Here is a 23,397-nt window from a genome sequence, read left to right on the forward strand (position 1 = left end):
GCCCGCCGTGCCTGAGGAGAGCCTGAACACGCAAGGCGGGCGGCGCGGCTGGATCTGGCTCGGCGTCTTCTGGGTGGTGGTGCTGCTCGGCTTCGGGGGCGGCGGCGTCACGCTGGCGCTGCTCGGCCCGCCCCCCGCCGCCGAGACCCCTGAACTCGCCCTGGCCCCGGCCGAGATGCCGCCGCCCACGCCCGCGCCGCCGCGCGGCGTGCCCGAGGCACTGGCGCGCCATGTGGACCCGGCCCTGGTCGAATTCACCGCCATGGGCGCCCTGCCGCGCATCGGGCCGGATGGCAGCATGCCCATGCGTGTCTATGCCCGCCCCTTCGACCGGCAGGACCCCCGGCCGCGCGTGGCGCTCATCCTCGGCGGCATCGGCCTGCGCGCGAGCCTCTCGGAGCAGGCGATCCGCACCCTGCCCCGCAACATCGCCCTCGCCTTCACCCCCTATGCGCCCAACCCCGCGCCCCTGATCGAGGAGGCGAAGGAGCGCGATTTCGAGACATTGCTTGCCCTGCCCATGGAGCCGACGGGCTTCCCGATGAACGACCCGGGCCACCGCGCCCTGCTGACGGGCCTGCCCGCCGGCGAGAACGCGCAGCGGCTGGAATGGCTGCTGGCGCGCTACCCCGGCCATGTCGGCGCCGTGGGCGCGCTCACCTCCATGCGCGGCGAGCGCTTCGCGGCCATGGCCGAGCCCTTCGCGCAGATGCAACTGGCGCTGAGCGCGCGCGGCCTGCTCTATTTCGACGTCCGCCCCGGTGCGCCCCACCCGCAGCGCGCCTGGGGCTATACGGTGGATGTGGTGGTGGATGAGCCGCACACCCGCGGCGAGATCGAGCAGCGCCTCGCCCTGCTGGAGCGCCTAGCGCGTGAGCGTGGCGGCGCGCTGGGCTATCTGGGCGAGGTGACGCCCGTGGCCCTCGAACGCCTTGCCGCCTGGACCGCCGGGCTCGATGCCCGCGGCGTGGCGCTCGCTCCCGTCACCGCCCTGGTCCGCCGCCCGGAGATCGCCACCCGATGATGCTGCCCTATCGCCCCAATGTGGGCGCCGTCCTGTTCAACGCGGCGGGGCTGATCCTCGTCGCCCGCCGCGCCGACATGCCCAATGCCGAGGGCTCGCCCGGCGGCTGGCAATTGCCCCAGGGCGGCATGGATGAGGGCGAGGACCCGGCCGTCGCCGTCTTCCGGGAATTGGAAGAGGAGATCGGCACGGCGAAGGCCGAGATCCTGGCCGAGCACCCGGACTGGCTGAACTACGACCTCCCGCCCGAGCTGATCGGCAAGGCGCTGGGTGGCAGGTATCGCGGCCAGACGCAGAAATGGTTCGCGCTGCGCTTCCTGGGCGCGGATTCCGACATCCGCCTCGACCTCGACCCCCATCCGGAATTCGACGCCTGGCGCTGGGCGCGGCTGGCGGAACTGCCGGGGATGGCGGTGCCCTTCAAGCGCGCGATCTATGAGCGGCTGGCTGCGGATTTCGCGCGGTTTGCCGCCTGAGCCTCAGTGCCGGTGGCGGTGCCCCGGCGCCGCGGCCGGCGGCTGCCCGCCCGCATAGCCCCGCAGCTCCCCATAGCGCGTGACCTGCGCGGGGGTGAGCAGCGCGGTCTGTGCGATGTGCGTCCGCAGGTGCTCCGCCCGCAGCGCCGCCTGCAAGGCGCCGATCCGGCTGGTCTCTGCCGTGATCTCGGCCGTGGTGATGCGCCGTTCGCGAAAGGCCGCGTCCAGCCCGCGCTCCGCTTCGACGATCTCGGCGCCGATCCGCCGCGCCTCGGCGCGATGCGTGGCCATCAGCGCCTCCGTCTCGCCTCGCTGCGCGGGCGTCAGGTGCAGCGGCTCGGCCAGCTCCAGCACATGCATGGGCCCGGGCCAGCCATTCAGCTCGGCGGCGAGCGCCAGCATCATGCCCCGCCCGGCCAGCAGCTCCTCGACCTGCTGGGCCGAAAGGGCGCGGATCTCCCGCTGCTGCATGCCGGCGTCATGGCCGTGCTGGGCCAGGGCGGGGGTGGCGAGGAGGATGGCGGCGAGGGCGAGGCGGCGGATCATGCGGGTCTTTCAGAAGGCGTCGAAGAAGACCTTGCTGGCGAGGCCGAGCCCCAGCAGCGCAAGCCCCATGGCCACCCCGGGCCAATAGGGCCGCGCGCCATATTGCAGCACCAGCGCATTGGCCGCGAGCGAGCCCACCAGCCCCGCGAGCGGCTGCCACCAGGGATACTGCCAGAAGCCGAAGGCGAGCAGCGCCAGCCACATGGCGAAGGCGGAGCGGCCGAGCCAGCGGAAGGCGCGGTCCGCCGGTTCATATTCGGGACGCAACCCCGGGGTGGAGCTGCGCGATTCGATCATTCCGGCGATGGCCAGCGCCACCAGGGCGACGAAGTAGATGTCCATGGCCCGGGGGAAAACACGCCGCGCCCTTTGCCGCAAGACAGGAAAGCGCGAAGATGCCGCAACCGAACCATGAGGCCCCGCGAACCGTGAAGAAATTCGCCAGCACCGAACGCTACATCGCGCCGCGCGAGCTGGAGGTGGCGGTCAATGCCGCCATCGCCCTGCAACGCCCCCTCCTGGTCAAGGGCGAGCCCGGCACCGGCAAGACCGTGCTGGCGCAGGAAATCGCCCGCAGCATGGGCTACCCGCTGATCGAGTGGCACATCAAATCCACCACCAAGGCACAGCAGGGCCTCTACGAATATGACGCGGTGAGCCGCCTGCGCGACGGGCAGCTCGGCGATGAGCGCGTGCGGGACGTGTCGAACTACATCATCCGCGGCAAGCTCTGGGAGGCCTTCGCGAGCGAGACGCCGGTGGTGCTGCTCATTGATGAGGTGGACAAGGCCGACATCGAATTCCCGAACGACCTGCTGCTCGAGCTCGACCGCATGCAGTTCCACGTCTACGAGACGAAGGAGACGATCGTGGCGCGCAATCGCCCCATCGTCATCATCACCTCGAACAACGAGAAGGAGCTGCCGGACGCCTTCCTGCGCCGCTGCTTCTTCCACTTCATCCGCTTCCCCGACCGCGAGACGATGGAGCGCATCCTCCAGGCCCACTACCCCGACCTGCGCGCCGACCTGGCGCGCGAGGCGCTGAACGTCTTCTTCCAGATCCGCGAGGTGAATGAGCTGAAGAAGAAGCCCGCCACCAGCGAGCTGCTGGACTGGCTGAAGCTCTTGATGATCGAGGACATGCCGCCGGAGGCCCTGAGGTCCAGCGATGCGAAGGTGGCGATCCCGCCGCTCTATGGCGCGCTCTTGAAGAACGAGCAGGATGTGCATCTGTTCGAGCGGCTGGCCTTCCTGAGCCGGGCGCGGCGATGAGGGAGTTCGACATGCGTCCGCACCCCCTCATCGCCACGTCTTTGGCGGGCCGATTCACGCCATGGCCGAAGCCGGCCATGGGCGATCGGACCTAGGCCATGTTCGCCCCCTTCATCCTCGAGTTGCGCAAGGCCGGCCTGCCCGCCTCGCTCACCGAATGGCTCATGCTGATGGGCGCGATGAAGGCCGGCGTGGCCGATTACGACCTTGAGGATTTCTACCACCTGGCCCGCGCCACGCTGGTGAAGGATGAGCGCCACCTCGACCGCTTCGACGTGGTCTTCGGCCAGGTCTTCAAGGGGTTGGAACCCGCCACCACCGTCACGGGGGAGCTCATCCCGCGCGAACTGCCGGAGGAATGGCTGAAAAAGCTCGCCGAGCGCTTCTTCTCCCCCGAGGAGATGAAGAAGATCGAGGCGCTGGGCGGCTTCGAGAAGCTGATGGAGACGCTGAAGGAACGCCTCGCCGAGCAGAAGAAGCGCCACCAGGGCGGCAACCGCATGATCGGCACCAACGGCACCTCGCCCTTCGGCGCCGAGGGCTTCAACCCGGAAGGCGTGCGGATCGGCCAGGAAGGTTCACGCCACCGCCGCGCCGTGAAGGTCTGGGACAAGCGCGAATTCCGCGACCTCGCCGATGACGCGGGTCTCAGCAGCCGCGCCATGAAGCTCGCACTCCGCCGCCTGCGCCGCTTCGCGCGCCAGGGTGCGGCGGATGAGCTGGACATCGACGGCACGATCGGCGCCACCGCGCGCAACGCCGGCACGCTCGACCTCAAGATGCGGCCCGAGCGGCGCAACGCGGTCAAGGTGCTGCTGCTGCTCGACATCGGCGGCAGCATGGATGACCACATCCGCGCCTCGGAGGAGCTGTTCAGCGCGGCCAAGTCCGAGTTCAAGCACCTCGTCCATCTCTACTTCCACAACTGCCCCTATGAGCGCTTCTGGAAGTCCAACCGCAGGCGGGCCGAGCAGCAGACGCCCACCTGGGAAATCCTGCGCACCTATGGCCCCGACTGGCGCGTGGTCTTCGTCGGCGACGCCTCCATGTCGCCCTACGAGATCGTGGAACCCGGCGGCAGCGTGGAGCATTGGAACGAGGAGGCGGGCAAGGTCTGGCTGAAGCGCATCACGGCGCATTTCCGCCGCGTCGCCTGGCTGAACCCCACGCCGGTGAAGCATTGGGGCTACACCACCTCCATCGGCCTCATCCAGGACGCGATGGAGGGGCGTATGTTCCCGATGACGCTGGAAGGCCTGGACGACATGGCGAAGGCGCTGCGCTGAGCGCCTTGCTGAGAGCACGACGCACCGCTTCGGCGTCTCGCCTCCGCGGATCATGCGATCTTCGCTGAGAGGATGATTCACCGCTTCGGCGTCTCGCCTCCGCGGATCATGCTCTACCCATTCGGTCTGAGGATCTGCCGCAGTACTGTCCCCTCCGCCAGCCGGTCGAAGCCCTCATTGATCTCCTCCAGGCTGACGAAGCCGCTGCGCAGCTTCTGGACCGGCAGCTTGCCGCGCCGGTAGAGGCTGAGCAGCAGCGGAATGTCGCGGTTGGGCACGCAGCTGCCCATGTAGCTGCCGCGGATGCTGCGCTCCTCGCTCACCAGCGCCGCGTGCAGGTAGGAGAATTTCGCGGCCACATTCGGCAATCCGGCGCTGATCGTGCTGCCGCCACGCGCGGTGATCGCATAGGCCAGCTCGAAGGCCGGGATGGTGCCGGCGGTCTCGATCACGGTATCCAGGCCGCCCGCTGTCGCGTCCCGCACCGCCGCCGCGCAATCCGCATTGCCCGCGAGGAAGGTGTCCGTCGCCCCCCATTCGCGCGCGAGGTCGAGCTTCGCCTGGCTCGTATCCACCGCGATGATGCGTGAGGCGCCCGCCGCCACCGCGCCCAGCAGCGCATTCATGCCGACCCCGCCGAGGCCCACCACCGCCACCTCCTCGCCGGGCCTCAGCCGCGCCGTGTTGATGACGGCACCCGCGCCCGTCATCACCGCGCAGCCGAAGAGCGCCGCATCCTCCAGCGGGATGTCCTTCTCGATCTTCACCAGGCTGTCGCGCATCACCACCGCGAATTGCGCGAAGAGCGAGAGGCCGGAATTGTGGTTCACCACCTCGCCATTCAGCCGCTTCAGCCGCCTGGCGCCCGACATCAGCGTGCCCTTGGCGCGCGTGTCGAAGGAGGCGCCGCAGATGTTCGGCCGGCCGCGCACGCAATAGCGGCACTCGCCGCAGCTCGTGACGAAGAGCGCCACGACATGGTCGCCCTCCTTCAGCCCCGTGACACCTTCGCCCAGCGCGCGGACGATGCCCGCGCCCTCATGGCCGATGATGATGGGCAGCGGGCGTGGGCGCTGATTCTCGATGGTGGAAAGATCGGAATGGCAGAGGCCGGCGGCCGCGATCTCGATCAGCACCTCGCCCGGGCCGGGCGGTGCCAGCTCCACCTCCTCGATGCTCATCGGCCGTGTCTCGGCATAGGGGCGCGGCAGGCCCTGGGCCTGCAATACGGCGGCTTTCATGCGCATGGCGCGTCTCCTCGTTTCGCGCCCAGGCTGGACGCCGCTCGCCGGCCTGTCCAGCATCACCGAAAGGGAGAAACGACATGACCTACGAGCTCTACGCCATCCGCTACGCCACCAATCCGCGCCGGCAGGTACGGGACAATTTCATGGTGGCGCCGGGCGACATCCATGACGGCCCCATGCCCATGGATTTCTTCGTCTGGGCGGCGGTGCGCGACGGCCATGCCATCCTCATCGACAGCGGCGCCGACCGGGAGACCTGCACGAAGCGCGGCCATGACTTCCTGCGCTGCCCGACGGAAGGCCTCGCCGCGCTGGGCGTGAAGCCGGAGAACGTGACCGGCATCATCAGCACGCATCTGCACTGGGACCACGCTGGCAATTTCGAGAAATTCCCCCGCGCCCGCTTCCACGCCCAGGCCTGCGAGATCCAGCACGCGGTCGGCCCCTGCATGTGCCGCCCCTTCCTCCGCCGCGCCTATGACGTGGAGCAGGTGGTGAGCTTCGTGCGCCTGGTGCATGGCGAGCGCGTGACGTTTCACGAGGGCGAGAGCGAGGTCGCCCCCGGCATCACCGTGCGCCATGTGGGCGGCCATGCGCCGGGCTTGCAGGTGGTGCGCGTGCACACGAAGCGCGGCTGGGTCGTGCTGGCCTCCGACGCCATGCATTTCTTCGCCAATGTCGAGACGGGCGTGCCCTTCCCGGTGGTGGTGAATGTGGAGGACTACCTCGCCGCCCAGGCGATGCTGCCGAGCCTGGGCGAGAGCCGGCAGCATGTGATTCCCGGCCACGACCCGAAGGTGATGGCGATGTATCCGGCCGTTGCACCGGATGTGATCCGCCTGGACGTAGCGCCGGCTTAGCGCATGATGCGTTGAGGCGGAATCGCCGAAACGCTGAATCATCCTCTCAGCAAAACCTAGAGCGAGCGAAGTGAACGCATGTGAACGCAGGACGCTCTAGATTCGAAGCTCCAGGAAACTGAGTTTCCTGTCGGGTGAGCGCGAGAGGGCAAAGCCCTCTCGCCGACGCCCCTAAGCCCCGAGTTCGCGCCGCACGATCGCGGCCCCCTCCGCCAGCGCCTTCAGCTTCCCGAAGGCGCGCTCGCGCGGGAGGTACTTCATCCCGCAATCGGGTGCCGGCACGATCTTCTCCGCGGGCAGCACCTTGAGGCCCGCGCGGATGCGATCCGCCACCACCTCCGCCGTCTCGACCTCCTTGGAGCCGAGGTCGAGCACGCCGAGCATGATGGTCTTGCCCGGCAGCTCCTTGAGGATGGCGAGGTCGAGCTTCGGCTGCGCCGCCTCGATGGAGATCTGCCCCGCCGCGCAATCGCTCAGCTCCGGCAGGAAGGAGTAGCCGGAGGGCTTCTGGTTCACCATGGCCGCATAGCCGAAGCACAGATGCACGACGGTCGTGCCCTCGATCCCTTCCAGCGCGCGGTTGATGGCGGGCACGGCGAAGGCGCGCGCCATGTCCGGGAAGGCCTGCATCCAGGGCTCGTCCAGCTGGATCACATCCGCGCCGGCCGCCTTCAGCTCGCGGATCTCGGCGTTGAGCGCGATGGCGTAGTCCATCGCGAGCTCCGCCTCGTCCTTGTAGAACAGGTTCTGGCACTGCCGGCTCATGGTGAAGGGGCCGGGCAGGGTGATCTTGACCGCGCGGTCGGTATTGGCGCGCGCGAAGGCCACGTCGCGCACCTCCACGGCGTGCTTGCGGCGGATGCGCCCGATCACGCGGGGCACCAGAGTCTTGGCCCCCGTGCGGCCCACGACCTCGCCGGGGCCGGATGGATCAATGCCGTCCAGCGCCGAAGAGAAGTGGTTGGAATAGCTTTCGCGGCGGATCTCGCCATCGGTGATGATGTCGATGCCCGCGCGCTCCATGTCGCGCATGGCGAGCACGGTCGCGTCATCCTGCGCCTGGGCCAGGAACTCGGGCGCCACGCGCCACATCTCGGGGGCGCGCACGCGCGGCACGAGGCGCGAGCGCAGCGCCTCCTGGTCCAGCAGCCAGGCGGGCTGGGGATAGCTGCCCACCACGGTGGTGGGCAGCAGGGGCAAGGGGCGCATCAGCCGACCGGATTGGTCAGTTCGCCGATGCCCTCGACGCGGATCTTCACCACGTCACCGGTCTTGAGCACCTGCGGCGGCTGCATGGCATAGCCCACGCCCTCGGGCGTGCCCGTCATCACCACGTCGCCGGGCAGGAGCGTGAAGCCCTTGGAGAGGTGATGCAGGATCTCCTTCACGTCGAAGATCATCTTGCTGGTGCGGCTGGACTGCCGCTGCTCGCCATTGATCCAGAGCTGAATGGCGAGGTCGCTCGCATCCAGTTCATCCGCCGGGACGATCCAGGGGCCGAGCGGGCAGGAGCCGTCCAGCGACTTGCCCTTGAACCACTGGCCGTAGCGGCGCTGCAGGTCGCGGCCCGTCACGTCATTGGCGATGGTCCAGCCGAAGACGTGGCTGAGCGCATCCTCCTTCGCGATGTTGGCACCCGGCTTGCCGATGATCAGCGTCAGTTCGGCCTCGTAATCGAGCCATTGGGTCACGCCGGTCGCGCCATGGTCCGGAATGGTGTCTCCATTCGCGATCACCGTCTCCGGCGCCTTGGTGAAGAATTGCGGGAACTTGGGCAGCTCGGAATTGGTGATGCCGCGGGTGCGGTCGCCCTCGGCCACATGGTCCATGTAGTTGCGGCCGACGCAGAAGATGTTGCGGGCCGGGCGGGGCAGTGGGGCCAGCAGTTTCACGGAGCCCAGCGGCACCCGCGCGGCGGCGGGCGGATTGGCCACCAGGGCCCGGATGGCGGCCAGCGCGGGCGCGCCGGCGGCGATGATGGCGGCCATGTCGGCCTGCGGCAGGCCGGCGGCGGCCAGGTCCAGCACCTCGGCATCACCCAGCATGGCGCCGGGGCGGGTGGTGTTGGCATGGGAGAAGGTGACGAGGCGAAGGGCCATGACATGGTCTCTTTCTGGGACGGGAGCGCAGGGGAAGCCGAGCCGCCCGCTTTGGCAAGCCCCCGGTCGGAATGTCTTAAATTGCGAGACATACCGTTTTTTATGCAACATTTCGATTGCAACCTTTGCGATCATCGCCGTAAGTTCCGCCCAACCAAACCCGCGACACCCCTGGCATTCCGGTGCTGGCGGTCCGTGTGGTGGACCATTCCTGGCGAACTTCCCTGATAATCCCTCTGGTAATCCCCCTGGCCGAGGACCGACGCTTGACCCTGGTTGCCCCCCCTGGATTGTCGCGCCGCGGCGCCCTGCTCGGGCTCTCCGCCGCGGCGCTTCCCGCCTTTGCCCCCAGACTGGCCGCCGCCTCCCCGGCGCGCGCGCCCAGTGACATCCAGCGCGCCGAATGGGCCGCCTTTCGGGACCGTTTCCTGGCGCCGGAAGGGCGGATCGTGGACACGGGCAACCAGAACATCTCCCATTCCGAGGGGCAGGGCTGGGCGTTGATGTCGGCCGTCCGCGCCGATGACCGCGAAACCTTCGACCGCATCCTGGCCTGGACAGTCACCACGCTGCGCCGCCCGCAGGATGAGCTGTTCTCCTGGCGCTTCCGTCCCAATTCCAGCAACCCGGTGGACGACCCCAACAACGCGACGGATGGCGATCTCTTCATCGCCTGGGCCCTGCTCGAGGCCGGGCAGCGCTGGGGCAACCGCGACCATACGGCGCAGGGCACCGCCATGGCGCGGGACATCCTGCGCCTGCTGGTCCGCCGGGCCGGCACCTATTGGGTTCTGCTGCCCGGCGCCCGCGGCTTCGAGCGCGCCGACCACACCATCGTGAATCCTTCCTACTACGCCTTCCCGGCGATCCGAGCGCTGGCCCAGGCCGTGCCAGACCCCGCCTGGCTGCGCGTCGCCGCCGATGGCGTGGCGCTGCTGCGCAACGGGCGCTTCGGCCGCTGGGGCCTGCCGCCCGACTGGCTCGCGGTACGCCGGGTGGACGGCCTGCTCTCCCTGCCTGGCGACTGGGCGCCGCGCTTCTCCTATGACGCGCTGCGCGTGCCGCTCTACATGGCCTGGGTCGGCCTGGCGCAGGAGCCGAGCCTGACGGGCTCCGCCGATTTCTGGAATGATCCGCGCCACCGGCACCTCCCGGCCTGGGTGGACCTGACCACGAACATCATCTCGCCCTATGCGGCCTCCCCGGGCATCGGGGGCGTCGCGGCGCTGGCCAGCGCCCGGCGCGCCGCGCCGGCGGCCCCCCGCCATGCCCGCCTGGCCATGCCGGGAACGGCGGTGCCACCCATGCCTGACTACTACTCTGGCGCGTTGAGCCTGCTCTCGACGCTCGCGGCACGCGATTCTGATCTGATTTGAGCCACATTGATATACAATGAATCCAAAATTCACCGTTCAGGGTTTCGTTAAATCGCATTTGAAGGCATCCTAGGCGCACCTCAGCAGCAGGGATTTTCTTTCTCGATGGGCCAGGAGCCAGACGTGGCGCGGGTGGCCGCCGCCATGAACACGCCAGGCTTGAAGTACCGTAGCTTTGGAAACCTGCCGGTTCGGACCGAGCCGGCAAGGGGCGATGGCGCGCCGATCGGCCCGCAGGAGGTGCTCCGGGAACTGCGCTCCGTCTCGGCGGCGCTGCGCGTCGAGGACGCCGCCCCGGCGCCGGAACCCCCCTCCGCCATGGCGTCCATCATGGCGGTGCCCCCGCTCGACGACGCGCCGCCCCGCCTGCCGCCTGCGCCCCGCCTGCGCCCCGCCGCCCCCGGCCCGGCCGACTCCCCCGCCTCGCGCCCGCCCGCTCCCGCCGTTGGAGCCTCCGCGCCGCTCACGGCCCCGGCCTTCGCCCCGCCGCCTCGCCTGCGGGAGCCTGTCGCCGCCGCGCCCTCCCTGGCCGCGCCCCGGCTTGTCGTCGCCGGTGCGGCGGAGCCCGAGGCGAAGGCCCCCCTGGCCAGCGCGCCCATCCCGCCGCCGCTTCCCGTCGCCCCCGCGGCGCCGCCTCCGCCGCCGCCCGCCATGGCCATGAGCGCGCCGCCGCCGGTCATCGCCGCCGCGCCGCCGCCGCCACCGCCGCCACCGCCGCCGCCGAAGCTGGCCGCGGCCCCGATGCCGGTGGTCACGGCCCCGCCCCCCGAGGCGATGCGCGCGCCGGTCCCGCCACCGGTCGCCCCCGCGCGCCCCGTCGTGATGACCGCGCCGGTGATGGCCGTGGCGCCGCCGCCCGCGCCCGTGGTCCGCAGCGCGCCGATCATGGTGGTGGCCCCGCCGCCGCCGCTCGCGGCGCTGCCCGCCGCCCCGCCGCCCGCCCCGCCGCAGGCGATCGCCCCGGCACCGGCCGCGTCGCCCTCCCCGGTGCCGCCGCCCATGGTGCCACCTGCCGCGCCGTCCCCTGCCGTCGCGGATGTGGCGGCGCGCCCGGGCCCCGCCGCCACATCCCCGGCCAGCTTGGACCGAACCGCGGCGGCCGTGCTTGAGGGCATTGACTGGTCCGTCCTCAGCCGGGCCGCCCCGCGCCCGGTGGCAGAGGCGCCCCGCCCGGCCCCCGCGCAGCCCGTGGTGGCCGCGCCCGCGCTGCCGCCGCCAGCCCCTGTTCAGCCCGCTGCTGTCGCGCCCGCTCCGCAACCCCCGGCGCCGTCACTGCCCCCCGTGCAGCCCGCTGCGGCCGCGCCCGCTCCGCAACCCATCACGGCCGTCCCGCCCGTGGTTGCAACCAGTCCGGCACCCTCCGGTGCGCCCCAGGCGGCGCCGGAGCCCGCGCGCCTCGCGCCCTTGCCGATCCCCGCGTCGCTGACGGATGCCGCGCTCTCCCTCTTTGCGCAGGCGGCGGCGGCCCCGCCACCGCCTGCGCCCTTCAATCCCGCCCCGCCGCCCGCCAGCCCGCCGCCGGCCTTGGCGCCCGTCCTGGCGCCACCCCCGCCCGCCATGCCGATGCCTCTGCCGATGCCGGCGCTGCCGCTGCCGCCGCCGGCCCCGGCGGGCGCCACCATGGTCGAGTTCGCGATCTTCAACGGCCTCCCCGCCCCGCGTGAGGCCGCGCCACCCGCGCCCCCCGCGCCGGCCGGCAGCACGCTCAGCCGGCTGAAGCAGGTCGTCACGCATCCGGCCACCTCCGTCCTGCCGGAACCCGTCTCCGGCCGTGCCGCAAATGACCCGCCGCACCGGCCTGGTGCCAGCGCCATTCCGGCCGCGGCGGTGATGGTTCCCCTGGGGGAGGTCATGCGTCTCGTCGCGTCGGGCCGCCCGCCTGCTGCATCCCCCTTTGACACGTTCGGCGCCGCCCTGCGGGCGCCGTCAAGCTTCTAGGCCGCCGGAGGCTCCATGCCCCTCATTTGCTTTGCATCCCCCAAGGGCGGTGTCGGAAAGACCACTCTCGCCGCCAATGTCGCCGATGCCATGCGGCGCCAGGGCCGCCGCGTCCTGGTGATGGATTTCGACCCGCAGAACACGCTGCGCCTGCATTTCGGCGTCCCGCTCAGTGACATCGCCGGCTTCATGACCGAGCTCCCCAAGCGGCCGGACTGGCGCGAGATGGTACGCCAGACCGCCTCGGGCGTGATGCTGCTGCCGCATGGTTCGATCGACATCCGCGGCGCGCTGGGCCTTGCCCATGCGCTGGAGCGCGACCCCGAGCTTCTGGCCGCGCCGCTGCGCGCCATCCTGGCCGACCCGAACCTGCTGGTGATCGCCGACACGCCGCCCGGCGCTTCGCACGCGCTCAGCATCCTGGCACCGATGGCCTCAATGGTCTGCGCCGTGCTGCTGGCGGACGCGACCAGCGCCGCCCTGGTGCCCGACATCGACAGCGGCCGCTTCCTGGGCGCGGGCACCATGGCCGCGCTCTTCGCGGGCCGGCTGCGCGTGGTGTTGAACGGGGTGGACCCCAACACCCGCCTCTCCCGCGCGGCCGCCGAGACGGTGGCCCGCCACCTCGGCCCGCGCCTGCTCGGCGCCATCTGCCGCGAGGAGATCGTGGCCGAGGCGCTGGCCGCGCAGCGCCTGGTGCTGGACCTCGCGCCCAACAGCCAGGCGGCGGAAGACCTGCGCGAGATCGCGCGCGGCATCGAGGCGGCGCTGCCGCCGGTGCCGGAGCCCTTCGCCACCGGCTGGGGCGCGCGATGAGCGAGGTCGCCGCCCGGAAGGAGTGGCTGGCCCGGCTTCCGCTCATGCGGAACAGGGTCTTCGGCTGGCTCATCACCACGCTGGGCGCGATCCTCTCGCTCACCATCATCACCGTGCCGATGTCGGCCGAGCAGCAGGTGGTCTTCGCGCTCGGCTGCCTCACGCTCTTCCTGGTCTTCAACCGGATCCAGGGCCGCACGATCACGCTGATGCTGATCGTGCTCTCGCTGCTGGTCTCGCTGCGCTACATCTTCTGGCGCCTGACCGAGACGCTGGACTTCAGCACCTTCCTGCAGAGCTTCCTCGGCGTCGGCCTGCTGCTGGCCGAGGTCTACGCCATCATCGCGCTCGTCCTCGCCTATTTCCAGACGCTCTGGCCGCTCGACCGCAAGCCCGCGCCGCTGCCCGCCAATCCGGATGACTGGCCCTCGGTGGATGTCTTCATCCCGAGCTACAACGAGCCGCTGGACGTGGTGCGCCCCACCGTCTTCGCCGCGCTCGCCCTCGACTGGCCGTCGGACAAGCTGAACGTCTACCTGCTCGATGACGGGCGGCGCGAGGATTTCCGCCGCTTCGCCGAGGAGGTGGGCTGCAACTACATCATCCGCCCCGACAACAAGGGCGCCAAGGCGGGCAACATCAACCACGCGCTGGCGCAGACCACGTCGGAATACATCGTTATTTTTGACTGCGACCACGTGGCGACGCGCGGCTTCCTCCAGCTCAGCCTGGGCTGGATGCTGCGCGACCAGGGCCTCGCCATGGTCCAGACGCCGCACTACTTCTACTCGCCCGATCCCTTCGAGCGGAACCTCGCCGCCGGCCAGCGCGTGCCCAATGAGGGCCTGCTCTTCTACGGGCTGATCCAGCAGGGCAACGATTTCTGGGGCGCCACCTTCTTCTGCGGCTCCTGCGCCGTCATCCGGCGCACGGCGCTGGAATCGGTGGGCGGCGTGCCGACCGAGACCGTGACCGAGGATTGCCACTGCTCGCTCAGGATGCAGAAGAAGGGCTGGCGCACCGCCTATCTCCGCATCCCGCTCGCCGCCGGCCTCGCCACCGAGCGTCTGATGCTCCACATCGGCCAGCGCATGCGCTGGGGCCGCGGCATGATCCAGATTTTGCGCGTGGAGAATCCACTTTTTGCGCGCGGCCTGAATCTGGCGCAGCGGCTTTGTTACTTCAACGCGATGTTCCACTTCCTGTTTCCGCTGCCGCGCTTCGTGTTCCTGACGGCGCCGCTGGCCTTCCTCATCTTCGGCGAGAGCATCATCGCGGCCTCGCCGCTCGCCATCGTGGCCTATGCGGGGCCGCACATCGTCCTTTCGGTGACGACCAATTCGCGCATCCAGAAGACCGTCCGCCACTCCTTCTGGTCCGAGATCTATGAGACGGTGCTCACCGTCTACCTGCTGCCGGTGACGCTCTCCACGCTGCTCGACCCCAAGCGCGGCCGCTTCAACGTGACCGACAAGGGCGGCACGCTGGAGGAGGGCTATTTCGACCTGCGCGCCGTGGGCCCCAACATGTTCCTTGCCGCGGCCCTGCTGATCGGCCTCTTGCTCGGCATCTACGGCCTCGCCGCCAACGCCCCGCAGACGCTGGAATTCCAGGCCTTCGCGCTCAATGTCATCTGGGCGACCTTCTGCCTCATCGCGGTGCTGGCGGGCCTCGCCGTGGGCCGCGAGCGGCGCCAGGTGCGTTCGCGCGCCCGCGTCTCGGCCGAGGTGGAGGCCGCGGTGCTGCTGGCCGATGGCCGGCGCGTGGAGGGCATGTCGGAGGATCTTTCGCTGGGCGGCGCCGCGCTGCGCATGCCCGCCCCCGACAACTGGGGCGATGACAACCTCGTCATGGTCGAGCTCGATGCCGGCTCTCAGCGCGTGACCGTGCCGGCCGAGGTCTTGCGCTGGCAGGACGATCGTCTCAATTTGCGCTTCCTGCCCCAGGACATGCAGGACGAGGGCAGTATTGTGATAGCGACCCTCTGCCGCGCCGATGCCTGGGTGGACTGGGACAGCATCCGTGAGGATCGCCCCCTCCGCTCGTTGAAGGAAGTGCTTGTGTCGATTGGTGGTCTCTTCGCCGGTGGTTCGCAGTTCAGCTTCCGCAAGCGGACTCCGGCCGGGCGTTCGATCCAGGTGCCTGACACCATGCCGGACCTGGCCCAGGCCAAGGCCGAGGAGACGACGGCGCAGGCCGCGGTGAAGCGCGCGGGCCTGGCCCGCCCCTCGGTGCCCGCCGCGATCGCGTTCGGATTGCTCCTGGCCGCCGGCGCCGCCTCGGCACAGACGCGCGGCCCCCAGCCGCCGACCCTGTCGCCGCCGCCGCTCTCGGCCCCTCCCGCGCTGTCGCCCCCGCCCGGCCTCGCGCCGCCGCCCGCCCTGCCATCGGCGGTGGGCGGCCCGCCCGGCGGCCTGCCGAGCTTCGCCGCGCCGGCCGACCCCTCGGGCGGGCTCGCGGCCAACCCGCTGATGGCCGCCCCGGGGCAGGACGCGCCCGGCACCCGCACCGAGACGCGCACCCTGCGCCAACTCGGCCTGCGCGGCCCGATGCAGATGCGCGGCGTCTCCGACCTGCAGGGCCTGCTCTTCGGCGTGCGCGGCGATGAGGTCGTCACCTCTGCCCGGCTGACGCTGCAGGGCGCCACCTCGCCCGCGCTCATCCCTGAGCTGAGCCAGATCGCCTTCACGCTGAACGAGCAGTTCATCGGCACCATCCAGCCCGACCGCGCGCGGCCCGCCTTCGGCCCGCTGGAATTCCCGATCAATCCCTTCTTCTTCGCCGATGTGAACCGGCTGAACTTCCGCTTCACCGGCCGCTACGCCATCGAGTGCAACGACCCGCTCTCCGGCCTGCTCTGGAGCACCATCTCCGACAATTCGACCATCTCGCTCAGGCTGGAGCGCCTGCCCATCACGCGCGACCTCGCCCGCCTGCCCGAGCCCTTCTTCGACCCGCGCCAGCTGCGCGAGCCGCTGGTGCTGCCCTTCATCCTCCCCGACGTCGCGAGCAACGATGCGCTGCGGGCGGCGGCCATCGTCTCCTCCTGGTTCGCCGTGCAGGCGGATTATCGCGGATCGAGCTTCCCGGTCGGCAATGTGATCCCCCCGCGCGGCAATGCGGTGGTGGTCTCGGCCAGTCTCGACTCGATCCCGGGCCTGATCATGCCCCGGCTGGAGGGGCCCACCCTCGCCATCATCCCCAACCCGAATGATCCGCTCGGCCTGCTGCTCGTCATCGCCGGCCGCAACGGCCAGGAGGCGGTGGCCGCGGCGACCGCGCTCGGCGTGGGGCGCGAGGCGCTGAGCGGCGAACTCGCCACCATCCAGGCGCAGGACATCCCGCCGCGCCAGCCCTATGACGCGCCGCGCTGGGTGCGGGTGGACCGCCCGCTGCGCTTCGGCGAGATCATGGACCCGTCGGAGCTGCAGGCCTTCGGCTACGTGCCCGGCCCCATCGCCGTGCCCTTCCGCACCGCGCCCGATCTCTACACGGCGCGCGACCGCGCCCTCTCCGCGCAGATCCGTTTCCGCGCGCCGCCGGGCCCGATCATGGACGTCGCCGTCTCGCGCCTCGACGTCGCGCTGAACGACATCTATCTGCGCTCCGCGCCGCTCCGCTCGGCGGAGGCGACCTGGCCCTTCAACTGGATCCAGCGCCAGGTCACCCAGGCCGAGACGGATGAGGTGCAGATCGGCCTGCCGAGCTACATGCTGTTCGGCCAGAACGAGCTGCAGCTGCGCTTCGACATGCGCCCGCTGCACCGCGGCGACTGCATCGCCGTGCCGGGCGACATCCGCGCCTCGGTGGACCCCGACAGCACGATCGACCTCAGCGGCGCGCATCGCTTCACGACGCTGCCCAACCTGGCGTTCTTCACCTCCTCGGGCTTCCCCTTCACGAAATACGCGGACCTCTCGCAGACCGCCGTGGTCCTGCCCGAGCGCCCCTCCCAGGCGGAGCTGGAATCCTTCCTGACCATGCTGGGCCGCATCGCGGCCCTGGTGGGCTACCCGCCGGTGAACCTGCAGGTGGTGCGGCCGGATGCGCTGCCCTCCGTCGCCGGCAAGGACCTGCTGGTGATCGGCACGCTGGGCCGCCAGCCGGCGCTGCAGGCGCTGCTGCGGGACGGGCCGCTCCAGCTCGAGGGCAACCGCCTGACCGTCCGGCTGAACGACGCCTTCGGCGATTTCCGCAACCTCTTCGGCGGCGAGCGCCGCGGCGAGCTGGAGCGCGTCTCGGCGCTGCTGGCCAATCCGGGCGAGGCGCTGGGCGCGCTGCTCGGCTTCGAGAGCCCGCTGCAATCGGGCCGTTCGGTGGTGGCGCTCACCGGCTCCACCGCGGCCGGGCTGGAAGCGATGGTGACGGCGCTGCGCGACCCCGAGCAGGTGACCCGCGTGCAGGGCGACACGGCGATCCTCAGCGGCGGGCGCATCCAGGCCTTCCGCGTCGGCTCGACCTACACGCATGGCAGCCTGCCGCCCTGGCTCTGGCCGGAATACTTCATGAAGGACAACCCCTATGTGCTGCTGGGGGTCTTCCTGCTGGTGCTGCTGCTGATCCCGGGCCCGATCTACTGGGTGCTGCGCCGCCGCGCCGCGCAGCGCCTGCGCGAACGCTCGGTCTGATGATGCGCGACAAGACGTTGAAGAAGCACGAGGGCGAAAACAATGCCTGACACAAGCAACCGGACCATCACGCGCCGCGCCGGCCTGGCCGGCGCCTTGGCCGCGCCGCTCGCGCTGCGCGACGCCCGCGCCCAGCAGGCGAGCCTGGTCGAGATCGGCACCAATGGCTGGCTCTTCCCCGTCTGGGACCGGCTGGCGCGGGTGGACATGGCGGCGCTGCGCAACGCGCTGCAGACCGTGGGCGAGACCATCGGCATCCTGCGCGCCGCGCGTATCCAGGTGGCGATCCTCCTCATCCCGTCGCGCAAGCGCCTGATGCGGCAATTCCTGCCCGCCGGCTCCCAGGTCTCGCCCGAGGCGGCGCAGCGCTACAGCCTGAGCGTCACGGAACTGACCCGCGCCGGCGCCCTGGTGCCCGACCTGGACGCGTTGTTCCGCAACCAGATGCAGCGCGACGCGTCCCACCCTCTCTTCTTCAAGACCGACACGCACTGGACGCCGATGGGCGCCGAGCTCGCCGCCGTCGAAATGGCGCGCCAGATGCGCGAACGTCTGCAGCTGCCGGCCAGCCCGCGCCCCGGCACCCGGCTGGGCGACCTGCGCCCCATGCAGCTCGCCGCCGGCGATCTGACGCAGCATGTGCCGCCCGCGCAGCGTGCCGCCTATGGGCCAGAGACCTCGCTCATCCGCCAGATCCTGCCGCCTGAGGGCGCGGCCGCGCTGATCGAGGATGACAGCTACGACACGGTCATCGTCGGCACCAGCAATGTGCAGCCACGCTTCGGCTTCCAGCCCGTGCTGTCCAACCAGCTGGTCCGCCCGGTCGGGCTCTCCTGGAAGCCCAACAATGTGGGCACCTACGCCACCCTGCTCGACTACCTCCGCAGCGACGCCTTCAAGCAGCAGCGCCCGCGCGCCCTGGTCTGGAACCACCTGGAGCAGGACATGGTGAACACCACGAACAATTCCTCCTGGGGGCAGGCGGCCATCGCGCCCGCCGAGTTCCTCAACCAGGTCCGGCGGGCCGTGGCATGAGGCAGGCGCTTCTCGCCCTCGCGGCCGGCCTCGCCATCGGATTCGGTTCGGTGGGCCAGGCGCGCGCCCAGGGCCAGGTCTATGACCCGGTGCCCCCGCGCGGCTCGGCCTATGTGCGCCTGGTCAACGTCTTGCCGGGCGAGGTCCAGGCGCGGCCCGACTTCCTGCCGCAGCAGCGCCTGGGCACCGCCCCGGCCCAGCGCGTCATGGCCTTCACCACGGTCGAGAATGTGGCCAACCGCCAGCTCCGCCTGGAATTCCAGGAAGGCCAGCGCCGCGGCCAGGCGACCCTGCGGGTCGAGCCGGGGAGCTTCGTCACCGTGCTGCTGCACGCCGCCCCCGGCGGCGGGCTGGCCGCCACGGCGATCGTGGACGCGGCCGATTTCAACCGCGCCCGTGCGCGCCTCGCCTTCTACAACGCCATGCCGGACTGCCCGGCGGCGGGCCTCGCGATCCAGCCCTCGGGCCCCGCGGTCTTCGAAGGCGTGCCGAGCCTCGCCACCCGCGCGCGCAGCGTGAACCCGGTGGCGGCCGAGATCCGCGCCACCTGCGGCGACCGCGCCAGCGCGCCCTTCGCGCTGGAGGGGCTGGAGGCGGGCGGCATGTACAGCATCTGGATGATCAGCGGCGCCCAGCCCCAGGCCTTCATGACCCGCGACACCACGGCGGTCTGGCGGCCGTGACGGAGCGCCGGGGATGCTGAGCCGCATGGATCGGAAGCGACGCCGCCTCATGCGGCGCGCCTGGGGGCGTGATGCCGCCGGGATGGCCGCCGGGCTCGTCCTGGCCGGGCTGCCCGCGGCCGCGCAGCAACCGCCCGTGCTCTCGCCCCCGCCGCCGGTCCTGTCGGCGCCGCCCGTGCTCTCGCCGCCGCCCCTGACCCAGGCGCCCAGCCTCTCGCCCCCGCCATTGCTCTCGCCGGCCCCGCCCACGCTCTCCCCGCCTGCGGATGCGACGCCCGCCGCCGCGCCGCGCGCCGCCGCGCCGATGGGAAGCGACACGCGCATGTCGGGCGGCGCCGCCTCCACCAACCTGCTGGAGCAGGCCGCCTTCTGGCAGCAGCAGGGCCAGACCGAGCGCGCGCTGCAGACGCTCGACCGCCTGCTCACCGTGGAGCCCAACAACATCGAGGCGCTGGCGAGCGCCGTCGAACTCGCCTCGCTCAGCAGCCAGCCCGAGGCCGCGCGCCGCTATCTGCTGCGCCTGCGACGCCTGGCGCCGAATGACCCGCGCCTGACGCGGGGCGAGGAGCTGCTCCGCGTCACCGGCGAGGATTCCGAGGCGCTGGCCGCGGCCCGCCAACTCTCGCGCGCCGGCCGCGCCGAGGAAGCGGTGGCGCGCTACCGGCAATTGTTCCGCAACGGCCGCATTCCGCCCGCGCTCGCCTCCGAATATTTCCAGGTGCTGGCCGGCGCCTCCGAGGCGGGCTACCGCCAGGCGATCCAGGAACTCGGCCAGATGGCCGCCGCCGCGCCGAATGACTCCCAGCTCGCGCTGACCTACGCCCAGCTCCTCACCTATCGCGAGGAGACGCGCTCGGACGGCGTGGACCGGCTGGCGCAGCTCTACAACCAGCGCGGCGCGCGCGAGGCGGCCCGCGCCGCCTGGCGGCAGGCGCTCCTCTGGCTGGGCGACGAGCCGGAAACCGCCGCGCGCATCCGCGCCTATCTCGCGCTGAACCCGGGCGATCGCGAGCTGGAGGAGAAGATCCGCGCCTCCGAGGTGGTGATCGCCCCTGGTGCCTCGGCGCGCATCTTCGGTTGGGGCGCGGTGGATGCCGGACGCAACGCGGAGGCCGAGCAGCAGTTCAACGCGGCGCTGGCGATCGATCCGAACGATACGGAGGCCATCCTCGGCCTCGCCGTGCTGCGCAAGATCCAGAACCGGATGACCGAGGCACGGAACCTGCTGGACCGCGCCATCGCCCTCTCGCCCGACCGGGCGGAGGAATTCACCCGCGCGGTGGGCGACCTCACGCCCTGGAACACCGCCGGCCGCGGCGGCGGCGGCGGCGGCGGGAATTTTCTCGGCCCCAGTGGCCTCGCCTGGCGCGCGCTGGAGCGCGGCGACCTCGACCGCGCGGATCAGCTCGCCCGGCGCGGCCTCACCGCGCGCGGCCAGCAACGCCTCGACAGTGAGCTGATCCTCGGCCAGATCGCGATCCTGCGGCGCGATTTCGTGGCCGCCGAGACGCGCTTCCGCAACGCGCTGACGCTGCGCCCGCGCCAGCGTGACGCGATGGGCGGCCTCTACCTCGCCCTCATCGGCCAGGACCGCATCGCCGAGGCCGAGGCCTTCCAGCGCGAGATGGGCCTGCCGCCGAACCAGGATGTGATGGCCGCCCGCGCCTTCAGCCTGCGCGACCGCGCGGCGCTGACCGACAATCCCGAGCAGTCGCTCGCCCTGCTGCGCCAGGCGCTCTCCATGGCGCCGAACAACCCCTGGATCATGCTCGACGCGATCCGCAAGCTGCGCGCCCTCGGCCAGAATGCGGAAGCGGCGGAGATCTCGGCCCGGCTGGAGCGCGACACGACGGCCGATGCCTCCACCGCCGCGGCCCTCGCCGCGCTGGATGAGGAGCGCTTCGGCGCCGTCGTCGCCCTGCTGGAGCGCGTCCCGGTGCGCGTCCGCAACGCCGACATGAACCGGCTGCTGACGCAAAGCCGCCGCGAATTCGAGATCCGGCAGCTCGAACTCCAGGTGCGCGAGGGGCGCCCCGGCGCGCTGGACCAGCTGCTGGCCGGCGCCGGCCGGCGGGACCCTGCCTTCACCGTCGGCCCCGCCACGGTGCGCGCCTTCGCCCGGCTGAACGACCCGGTCCGCGCCGGCATGGCCGCGCGCGCGGCGCTGGCCGCCAATCCCAACACCAGCGCCGCCGACCGCATCGCGCTCGCCTCCGCGCTGATCGAGGCCAACCGGCTGGAGGATGCGAGCGCGCTCGCCCAGCCCTTGCTGGCCGACCGCAACCTGCCCGCTGAAACCCGGCGCGAACTGGCCGCCGTGATGGAATCGGGCGCGGTGCAGCAGGCCGATGCGCTGGGCCTGCGGAACGAGCCGGGCCAGGCCTATCAGGCGCTGGCCCCCGCACTCGCCGCCTCGCCCGCCAGCGTGCCGCTGAACATGGCCCTCGTCCGCCTTTATGTCGCGCAGAACCGCACCGAGGAGGCGCGCATCCTGGTGGATGCCGTGCTGGAGCGCGACCCGCGCAACCTCACCGCGCGCCTCGCCAAGGTGGACCTCGCCATCGCCGAAGGGCGCCTGCGCGAGGCCGATGCCCTGATCGCCGAGACCGCCTTCCTCCATCCGGGCGAGCTCCAGGTGACGATGGCCGAGGCCCGCGTCGCCCGCGCGCGCGGCGAACTCGGCCGCAGCCTGCGCCTGCTGGAAAGCGCCGGCACGCGGCGGCTCGAGCATCTGCGCAACAGCGGCCAGCTGGCCGAGGCGCGGCTCACGCAGCTCGCGCTCAACCCGCAGCGCGGCGGCCCCGGCCCGACCCAGCTGCACGACCCGCTGACCGCGCAGATCGCGCAGGAGCTGATCCGCGCGCGTGACGAGGCGGCGACCTGGGTCCAGGCCGGCGCCATGCTCGGCTATCGCGGCGGCGACGCCGGCACCTCCCGCCTGACGACGCTGACCGTGCCGGTCGAGGTCACGACGCCCATGCCGGGCAACCTGCCCGGCCGCGTCGTGGTGGGCGTGGATACGGTGGTGCTCAACGCGGGCAACCTCAACACCGGCTCGCTCAATGCGCGCCTCTTCGCCGAGAACGCGGTGCAGCCCTTCGGCACCTATCGCGCCGGGCCCGAGACGCAGGAAGGTGCGGCGCTGCGCGCCGCCTATCTCGGCCGCAACTTCCGCGCCGATATCGGCTCGACGCCGCTCGGCTTCGCCCGCACCAACATCGTGGGCGGGGCGGAGGTGGTGCCGCGCATCAACGAGCAGCTGCGCATGCGGCTCTCCTTCGATCGGCGCGCCGTGACGGACAGCATGCTCTCCTATGCCGGCATGCCCAATTCGGTGGTGGGCGCGCCCTGGGGCGGCGTGATCCGCACGGGCGCCCGCCTGCAATTCGAATGGGCGCCCTCGCAGCGCTTCGGCACTTATGCGGGTGCCGGCTACAGCATATACCGGGGCGACAACGTCCAGAACAACGCCCGCGTGGATGCCGGGATCGGCGCCTATTACTCCGTGCTGCGCCAGCAGAACCAGCAGCTCACCATGGGCGTGGACCTGCGGTATTTCGGCTTCGACAAGAACCTGGGCGGCTTCACCTTCGGTCAGGGCGGCTATTTCAGCCCGCAGCAGAACATCATCGCCTCGCTCCAGGCGGAATACATCGCCCGTTGGGGCGACTGGTCGCTGCGGACCATCGGCGCGGTGGGCTACCAGAACTTCCGCACGGCGGCCTCGCCGACCTTCCCGACCAACCCGGCCTTGCAGCAGCAGGTCGTCAACGCCTCCTTCTTCGACAACACCACGCCGGTCACCAGCGCCGCCACCCGCAGCAGCGGCATCACCGGCTCGGTCTTCGGCAATCTGGAATACGCCGTCACGCCCAATGTCCGCCTCGGCCTCGCCGGCCGCTTCGAGAAGGTGGGCGACTACCAGGACACGGTGGGCCTCTTCTACCTGCGCTGGCGCCTGGACCGTCCGCGCGAGGATCTGCTGCCCCTCCTCGCCGGCGGCGCGGCGCCGACGCCCAATGTGAACGACCCGATGCAGTCGAGCTTCGCCTCGGGCAGGCCCGAATGGGTCGGCCTGCCCTCCGGCGCCGCCCGGCCGACCTGGTGAC

Annotated in this window: 17 protein-coding genes; 12 read left to right on the forward strand and 5 right to left on the reverse strand. The window is 71.1% G+C overall.

The genetic code is table 11. The features are described 5' to 3' along the window. Positions 1-7: 7 nt before the first annotated feature. Positions 8-1,024: a divergent polysaccharide deacetylase family protein gene (locus ACQ860_RS16950; protein ID WP_431304510.1), complete on the forward strand. Its 1,017-nt coding sequence runs from the start codon at positions 8-10 to the stop codon at positions 1,022-1,024. After that, complete coding sequence (locus ACQ860_RS16955; protein WP_431304511.1) at positions 1,021-1,500, forward strand: RNA pyrophosphohydrolase; 480 nt, start codon at positions 1,021-1,023, stop codon at positions 1,498-1,500. Before ACQ860_RS16950 ends, ACQ860_RS16955 begins: the two co-directional genes overlap by 4 nt. 3 nt (positions 1,501-1,503) lie before the next feature. On the opposite strand, the gene ACQ860_RS16960 is transcribed toward ACQ860_RS16955, so the two are convergent. Beyond that, complete coding sequence (locus ACQ860_RS16960; protein ID WP_431304512.1) at positions 1,504-2,046, reverse strand: Spy/CpxP family protein refolding chaperone; 543 nt, start codon at positions 2,044-2,046, stop codon at positions 1,504-1,506. 9 nt (positions 2,047-2,055) lie between these two features. After that, on the reverse strand, positions 2,056-2,388 hold the full coding sequence (locus ACQ860_RS16965; protein ID WP_431304513.1) for a hypothetical protein: 333 nt from the start codon (positions 2,386-2,388) through the stop codon (positions 2,056-2,058). Positions 2,389-2,441: 53 nt separating this feature from the next. Here ACQ860_RS16965 and ACQ860_RS16970 point away from each other — a divergent pair, with 53 nt between their 5' ends. Continuing rightward, the gene (locus ACQ860_RS16970) at positions 2,442-3,320 is read left to right on the forward strand and encodes an AAA family ATPase (protein ID WP_431304514.1); all 879 of its coding nucleotides are present in this window, start codon (positions 2,442-2,444) and stop codon (positions 3,318-3,320) included. Positions 3,321-3,418: 98 nt separating this feature from the next. Beyond that, positions 3,419-4,606, forward strand: coding sequence for a vWA domain-containing protein (locus ACQ860_RS16975; RefSeq protein ID WP_431304515.1), 1,188 nt, complete (start codon positions 3,419-3,421; stop codon positions 4,604-4,606). A 113-nt stretch (positions 4,607-4,719) separates the two neighbouring features. Here the strand turns inward: ACQ860_RS16975 and ACQ860_RS16980 are convergent, their stop codons facing one another. Then, a complete protein-coding gene (locus tag ACQ860_RS16980) occupies positions 4,720-5,853 on the reverse strand; it encodes a zinc-dependent alcohol dehydrogenase family protein (RefSeq protein ID WP_431304516.1) in 1,134 nt (377 codons plus the stop codon). A gap of 77 nt (positions 5,854-5,930) precedes the next feature. Between ACQ860_RS16980 and ACQ860_RS16985 the strand changes: the two genes are divergently transcribed. Further along, the gene (locus ACQ860_RS16985; protein ID WP_431304517.1) at positions 5,931-6,713 is read left to right on the forward strand and encodes an N-acyl homoserine lactonase family protein; all 783 of its coding nucleotides are present in this window, start codon (positions 5,931-5,933) and stop codon (positions 6,711-6,713) included. Positions 6,714-6,884: 171 nt separating this feature from the next. Here ACQ860_RS16985 and ACQ860_RS16990 read toward each other — a convergent pair whose 3' ends face one another. After that, complete coding sequence (locus ACQ860_RS16990) at positions 6,885-7,922, reverse strand: 5-methyltetrahydropteroyltriglutamate--homocysteine methyltransferase (RefSeq protein ID WP_431304518.1); 1,038 nt, start codon at positions 7,920-7,922, stop codon at positions 6,885-6,887. After that, positions 7,922-8,812, reverse strand: coding sequence for a fumarylacetoacetate hydrolase family protein (locus ACQ860_RS16995; protein WP_431304519.1), 891 nt, complete (start codon positions 8,810-8,812; stop codon positions 7,922-7,924). Before ACQ860_RS16995 ends, ACQ860_RS16990 begins: the two co-directional genes overlap by 1 nt. Before the next feature lie 266 nt (positions 8,813-9,078). Here ACQ860_RS16995 and ACQ860_RS17000 point away from each other — a divergent pair, with 266 nt between their 5' ends. From ACQ860_RS17000 to ACQ860_RS17030, 7 genes are all read left to right on the forward strand, one after another. Then, positions 9,079-10,188 carry a glycosyl hydrolase family 8 gene (locus ACQ860_RS17000; protein ID WP_431304520.1) on the forward strand — a complete coding sequence of 370 codons (1,110 nt, stop codon included), beginning with the start codon at positions 9,079-9,081 and terminating at the stop codon, positions 10,186-10,188. Between the two features lie 159 nt (positions 10,189-10,347). Next, the gene (locus ACQ860_RS17005; RefSeq protein WP_431304521.1) at positions 10,348-12,126 is read left to right on the forward strand and encodes a hypothetical protein; all 1,779 of its coding nucleotides are present in this window, start codon (positions 10,348-10,350) and stop codon (positions 12,124-12,126) included. Positions 12,127-12,141: 15 nt separating this feature from the next. Next, positions 12,142-12,942 (forward strand): cellulose synthase operon protein YhjQ/BcsQ, encoded by an 801-nt coding sequence (locus tag ACQ860_RS17010; RefSeq protein ID WP_431304522.1) that lies wholly within the window; start codon positions 12,142-12,144, stop codon positions 12,940-12,942. Further along, positions 12,939-17,570 carry a UDP-forming cellulose synthase catalytic subunit gene (gene bcsA / locus ACQ860_RS17015; RefSeq protein WP_431304523.1) on the forward strand — a complete coding sequence of 1,544 codons (4,632 nt, stop codon included), beginning with the start codon at positions 12,939-12,941 and terminating at the stop codon, positions 17,568-17,570. Before ACQ860_RS17010 ends, bcsA begins: the two co-directional genes overlap by 4 nt. Before the next feature lie 42 nt (positions 17,571-17,612). Next, a complete protein-coding gene (locus ACQ860_RS17020) occupies positions 17,613-18,605 on the forward strand; it encodes an alginate O-acetyltransferase AlgX-related protein (protein WP_431304524.1) in 993 nt (330 codons plus the stop codon). Beyond that, positions 18,602-19,288: an ABC transporter permease gene (locus tag ACQ860_RS17025; protein ID WP_431304525.1), complete on the forward strand. Its 687-nt coding sequence runs from the start codon at positions 18,602-18,604 to the stop codon at positions 19,286-19,288. The genes ACQ860_RS17020 and ACQ860_RS17025 overlap by 4 nt, the downstream gene beginning before the upstream one ends. A 25-nt stretch (positions 19,289-19,313) precedes the next feature. Further along, a complete protein-coding gene (locus ACQ860_RS17030; protein ID WP_431304526.1) occupies positions 19,314-23,396 on the forward strand; it encodes a cellulose synthase subunit BcsC-related outer membrane protein in 4,083 nt (1,360 codons plus the stop codon). Position 23,397 lies beyond the last annotated feature (1 nt).

The sequence above is a fragment of the Sediminicoccus sp. BL-A-41-H5 genome (assembly GCF_050632405.1).
In the GTDB taxonomy this organism is placed as follows: domain Bacteria; phylum Pseudomonadota; class Alphaproteobacteria; order Acetobacterales; family Acetobacteraceae; genus Roseococcus.

What these genes read in the sequence shown, in the direction of transcription:
- ACQ860_RS16955 (WP_431304511.1), top strand. Translation starts at nt 1,021, where the DNA reads ATGATGCTGCCCTATCGCCCCAATGTGGGCGCCGTCCTGTTCAACGCG.
- ACQ860_RS16960 (WP_431304512.1), bottom strand. Translation starts at nt 2,046, where the DNA reads ATGATCCGCCGCCTCGCCCTCGCCGCCATCCTCCTCGCCACCCCCGCC.
- ACQ860_RS16965 (WP_431304513.1), bottom strand. Translation starts at nt 2,388, where the DNA reads ATGGACATCTACTTCGTCGCCCTGGTGGCGCTGGCCATCGCCGGAATG.
- ACQ860_RS16970 (WP_431304514.1), top strand. Translation starts at nt 2,442, where the DNA reads ATGCCGCAACCGAACCATGAGGCCCCGCGAACCGTGAAGAAATTCGCC.
- ACQ860_RS16975 (WP_431304515.1), top strand. Translation starts at nt 3,419, where the DNA reads ATGTTCGCCCCCTTCATCCTCGAGTTGCGCAAGGCCGGCCTGCCCGCC.
- ACQ860_RS16980 (WP_431304516.1), bottom strand. Translation starts at nt 5,853, where the DNA reads ATGCGCATGAAAGCCGCCGTATTGCAGGCCCAGGGCCTGCCGCGCCCC.
- ACQ860_RS16985 (WP_431304517.1), top strand. Translation starts at nt 5,931, where the DNA reads ATGACCTACGAGCTCTACGCCATCCGCTACGCCACCAATCCGCGCCGG.
- ACQ860_RS16990 (WP_431304518.1), bottom strand. Translation starts at nt 7,922, where the DNA reads ATGCGCCCCTTGCCCCTGCTGCCCACCACCGTGGTGGGCAGCTATCCC.
- ACQ860_RS16995 (WP_431304519.1), bottom strand. Translation starts at nt 8,812, where the DNA reads ATGGCCCTTCGCCTCGTCACCTTCTCCCATGCCAACACCACCCGCCCC.
- ACQ860_RS17010 (WP_431304522.1), top strand. Translation starts at nt 12,142, where the DNA reads ATGCCCCTCATTTGCTTTGCATCCCCCAAGGGCGGTGTCGGAAAGACC.
- bcsA (WP_431304523.1), top strand. Translation starts at nt 12,939, where the DNA reads ATGAGCGAGGTCGCCGCCCGGAAGGAGTGGCTGGCCCGGCTTCCGCTC.
- ACQ860_RS17020 (WP_431304524.1), top strand. Translation starts at nt 17,613, where the DNA reads ATGCCTGACACAAGCAACCGGACCATCACGCGCCGCGCCGGCCTGGCC.
- ACQ860_RS17025 (WP_431304525.1), top strand. Translation starts at nt 18,602, where the DNA reads ATGAGGCAGGCGCTTCTCGCCCTCGCGGCCGGCCTCGCCATCGGATTC.
- ACQ860_RS17030 (WP_431304526.1), top strand. Translation starts at nt 19,314, where the DNA reads ATGGATCGGAAGCGACGCCGCCTCATGCGGCGCGCCTGGGGGCGTGAT.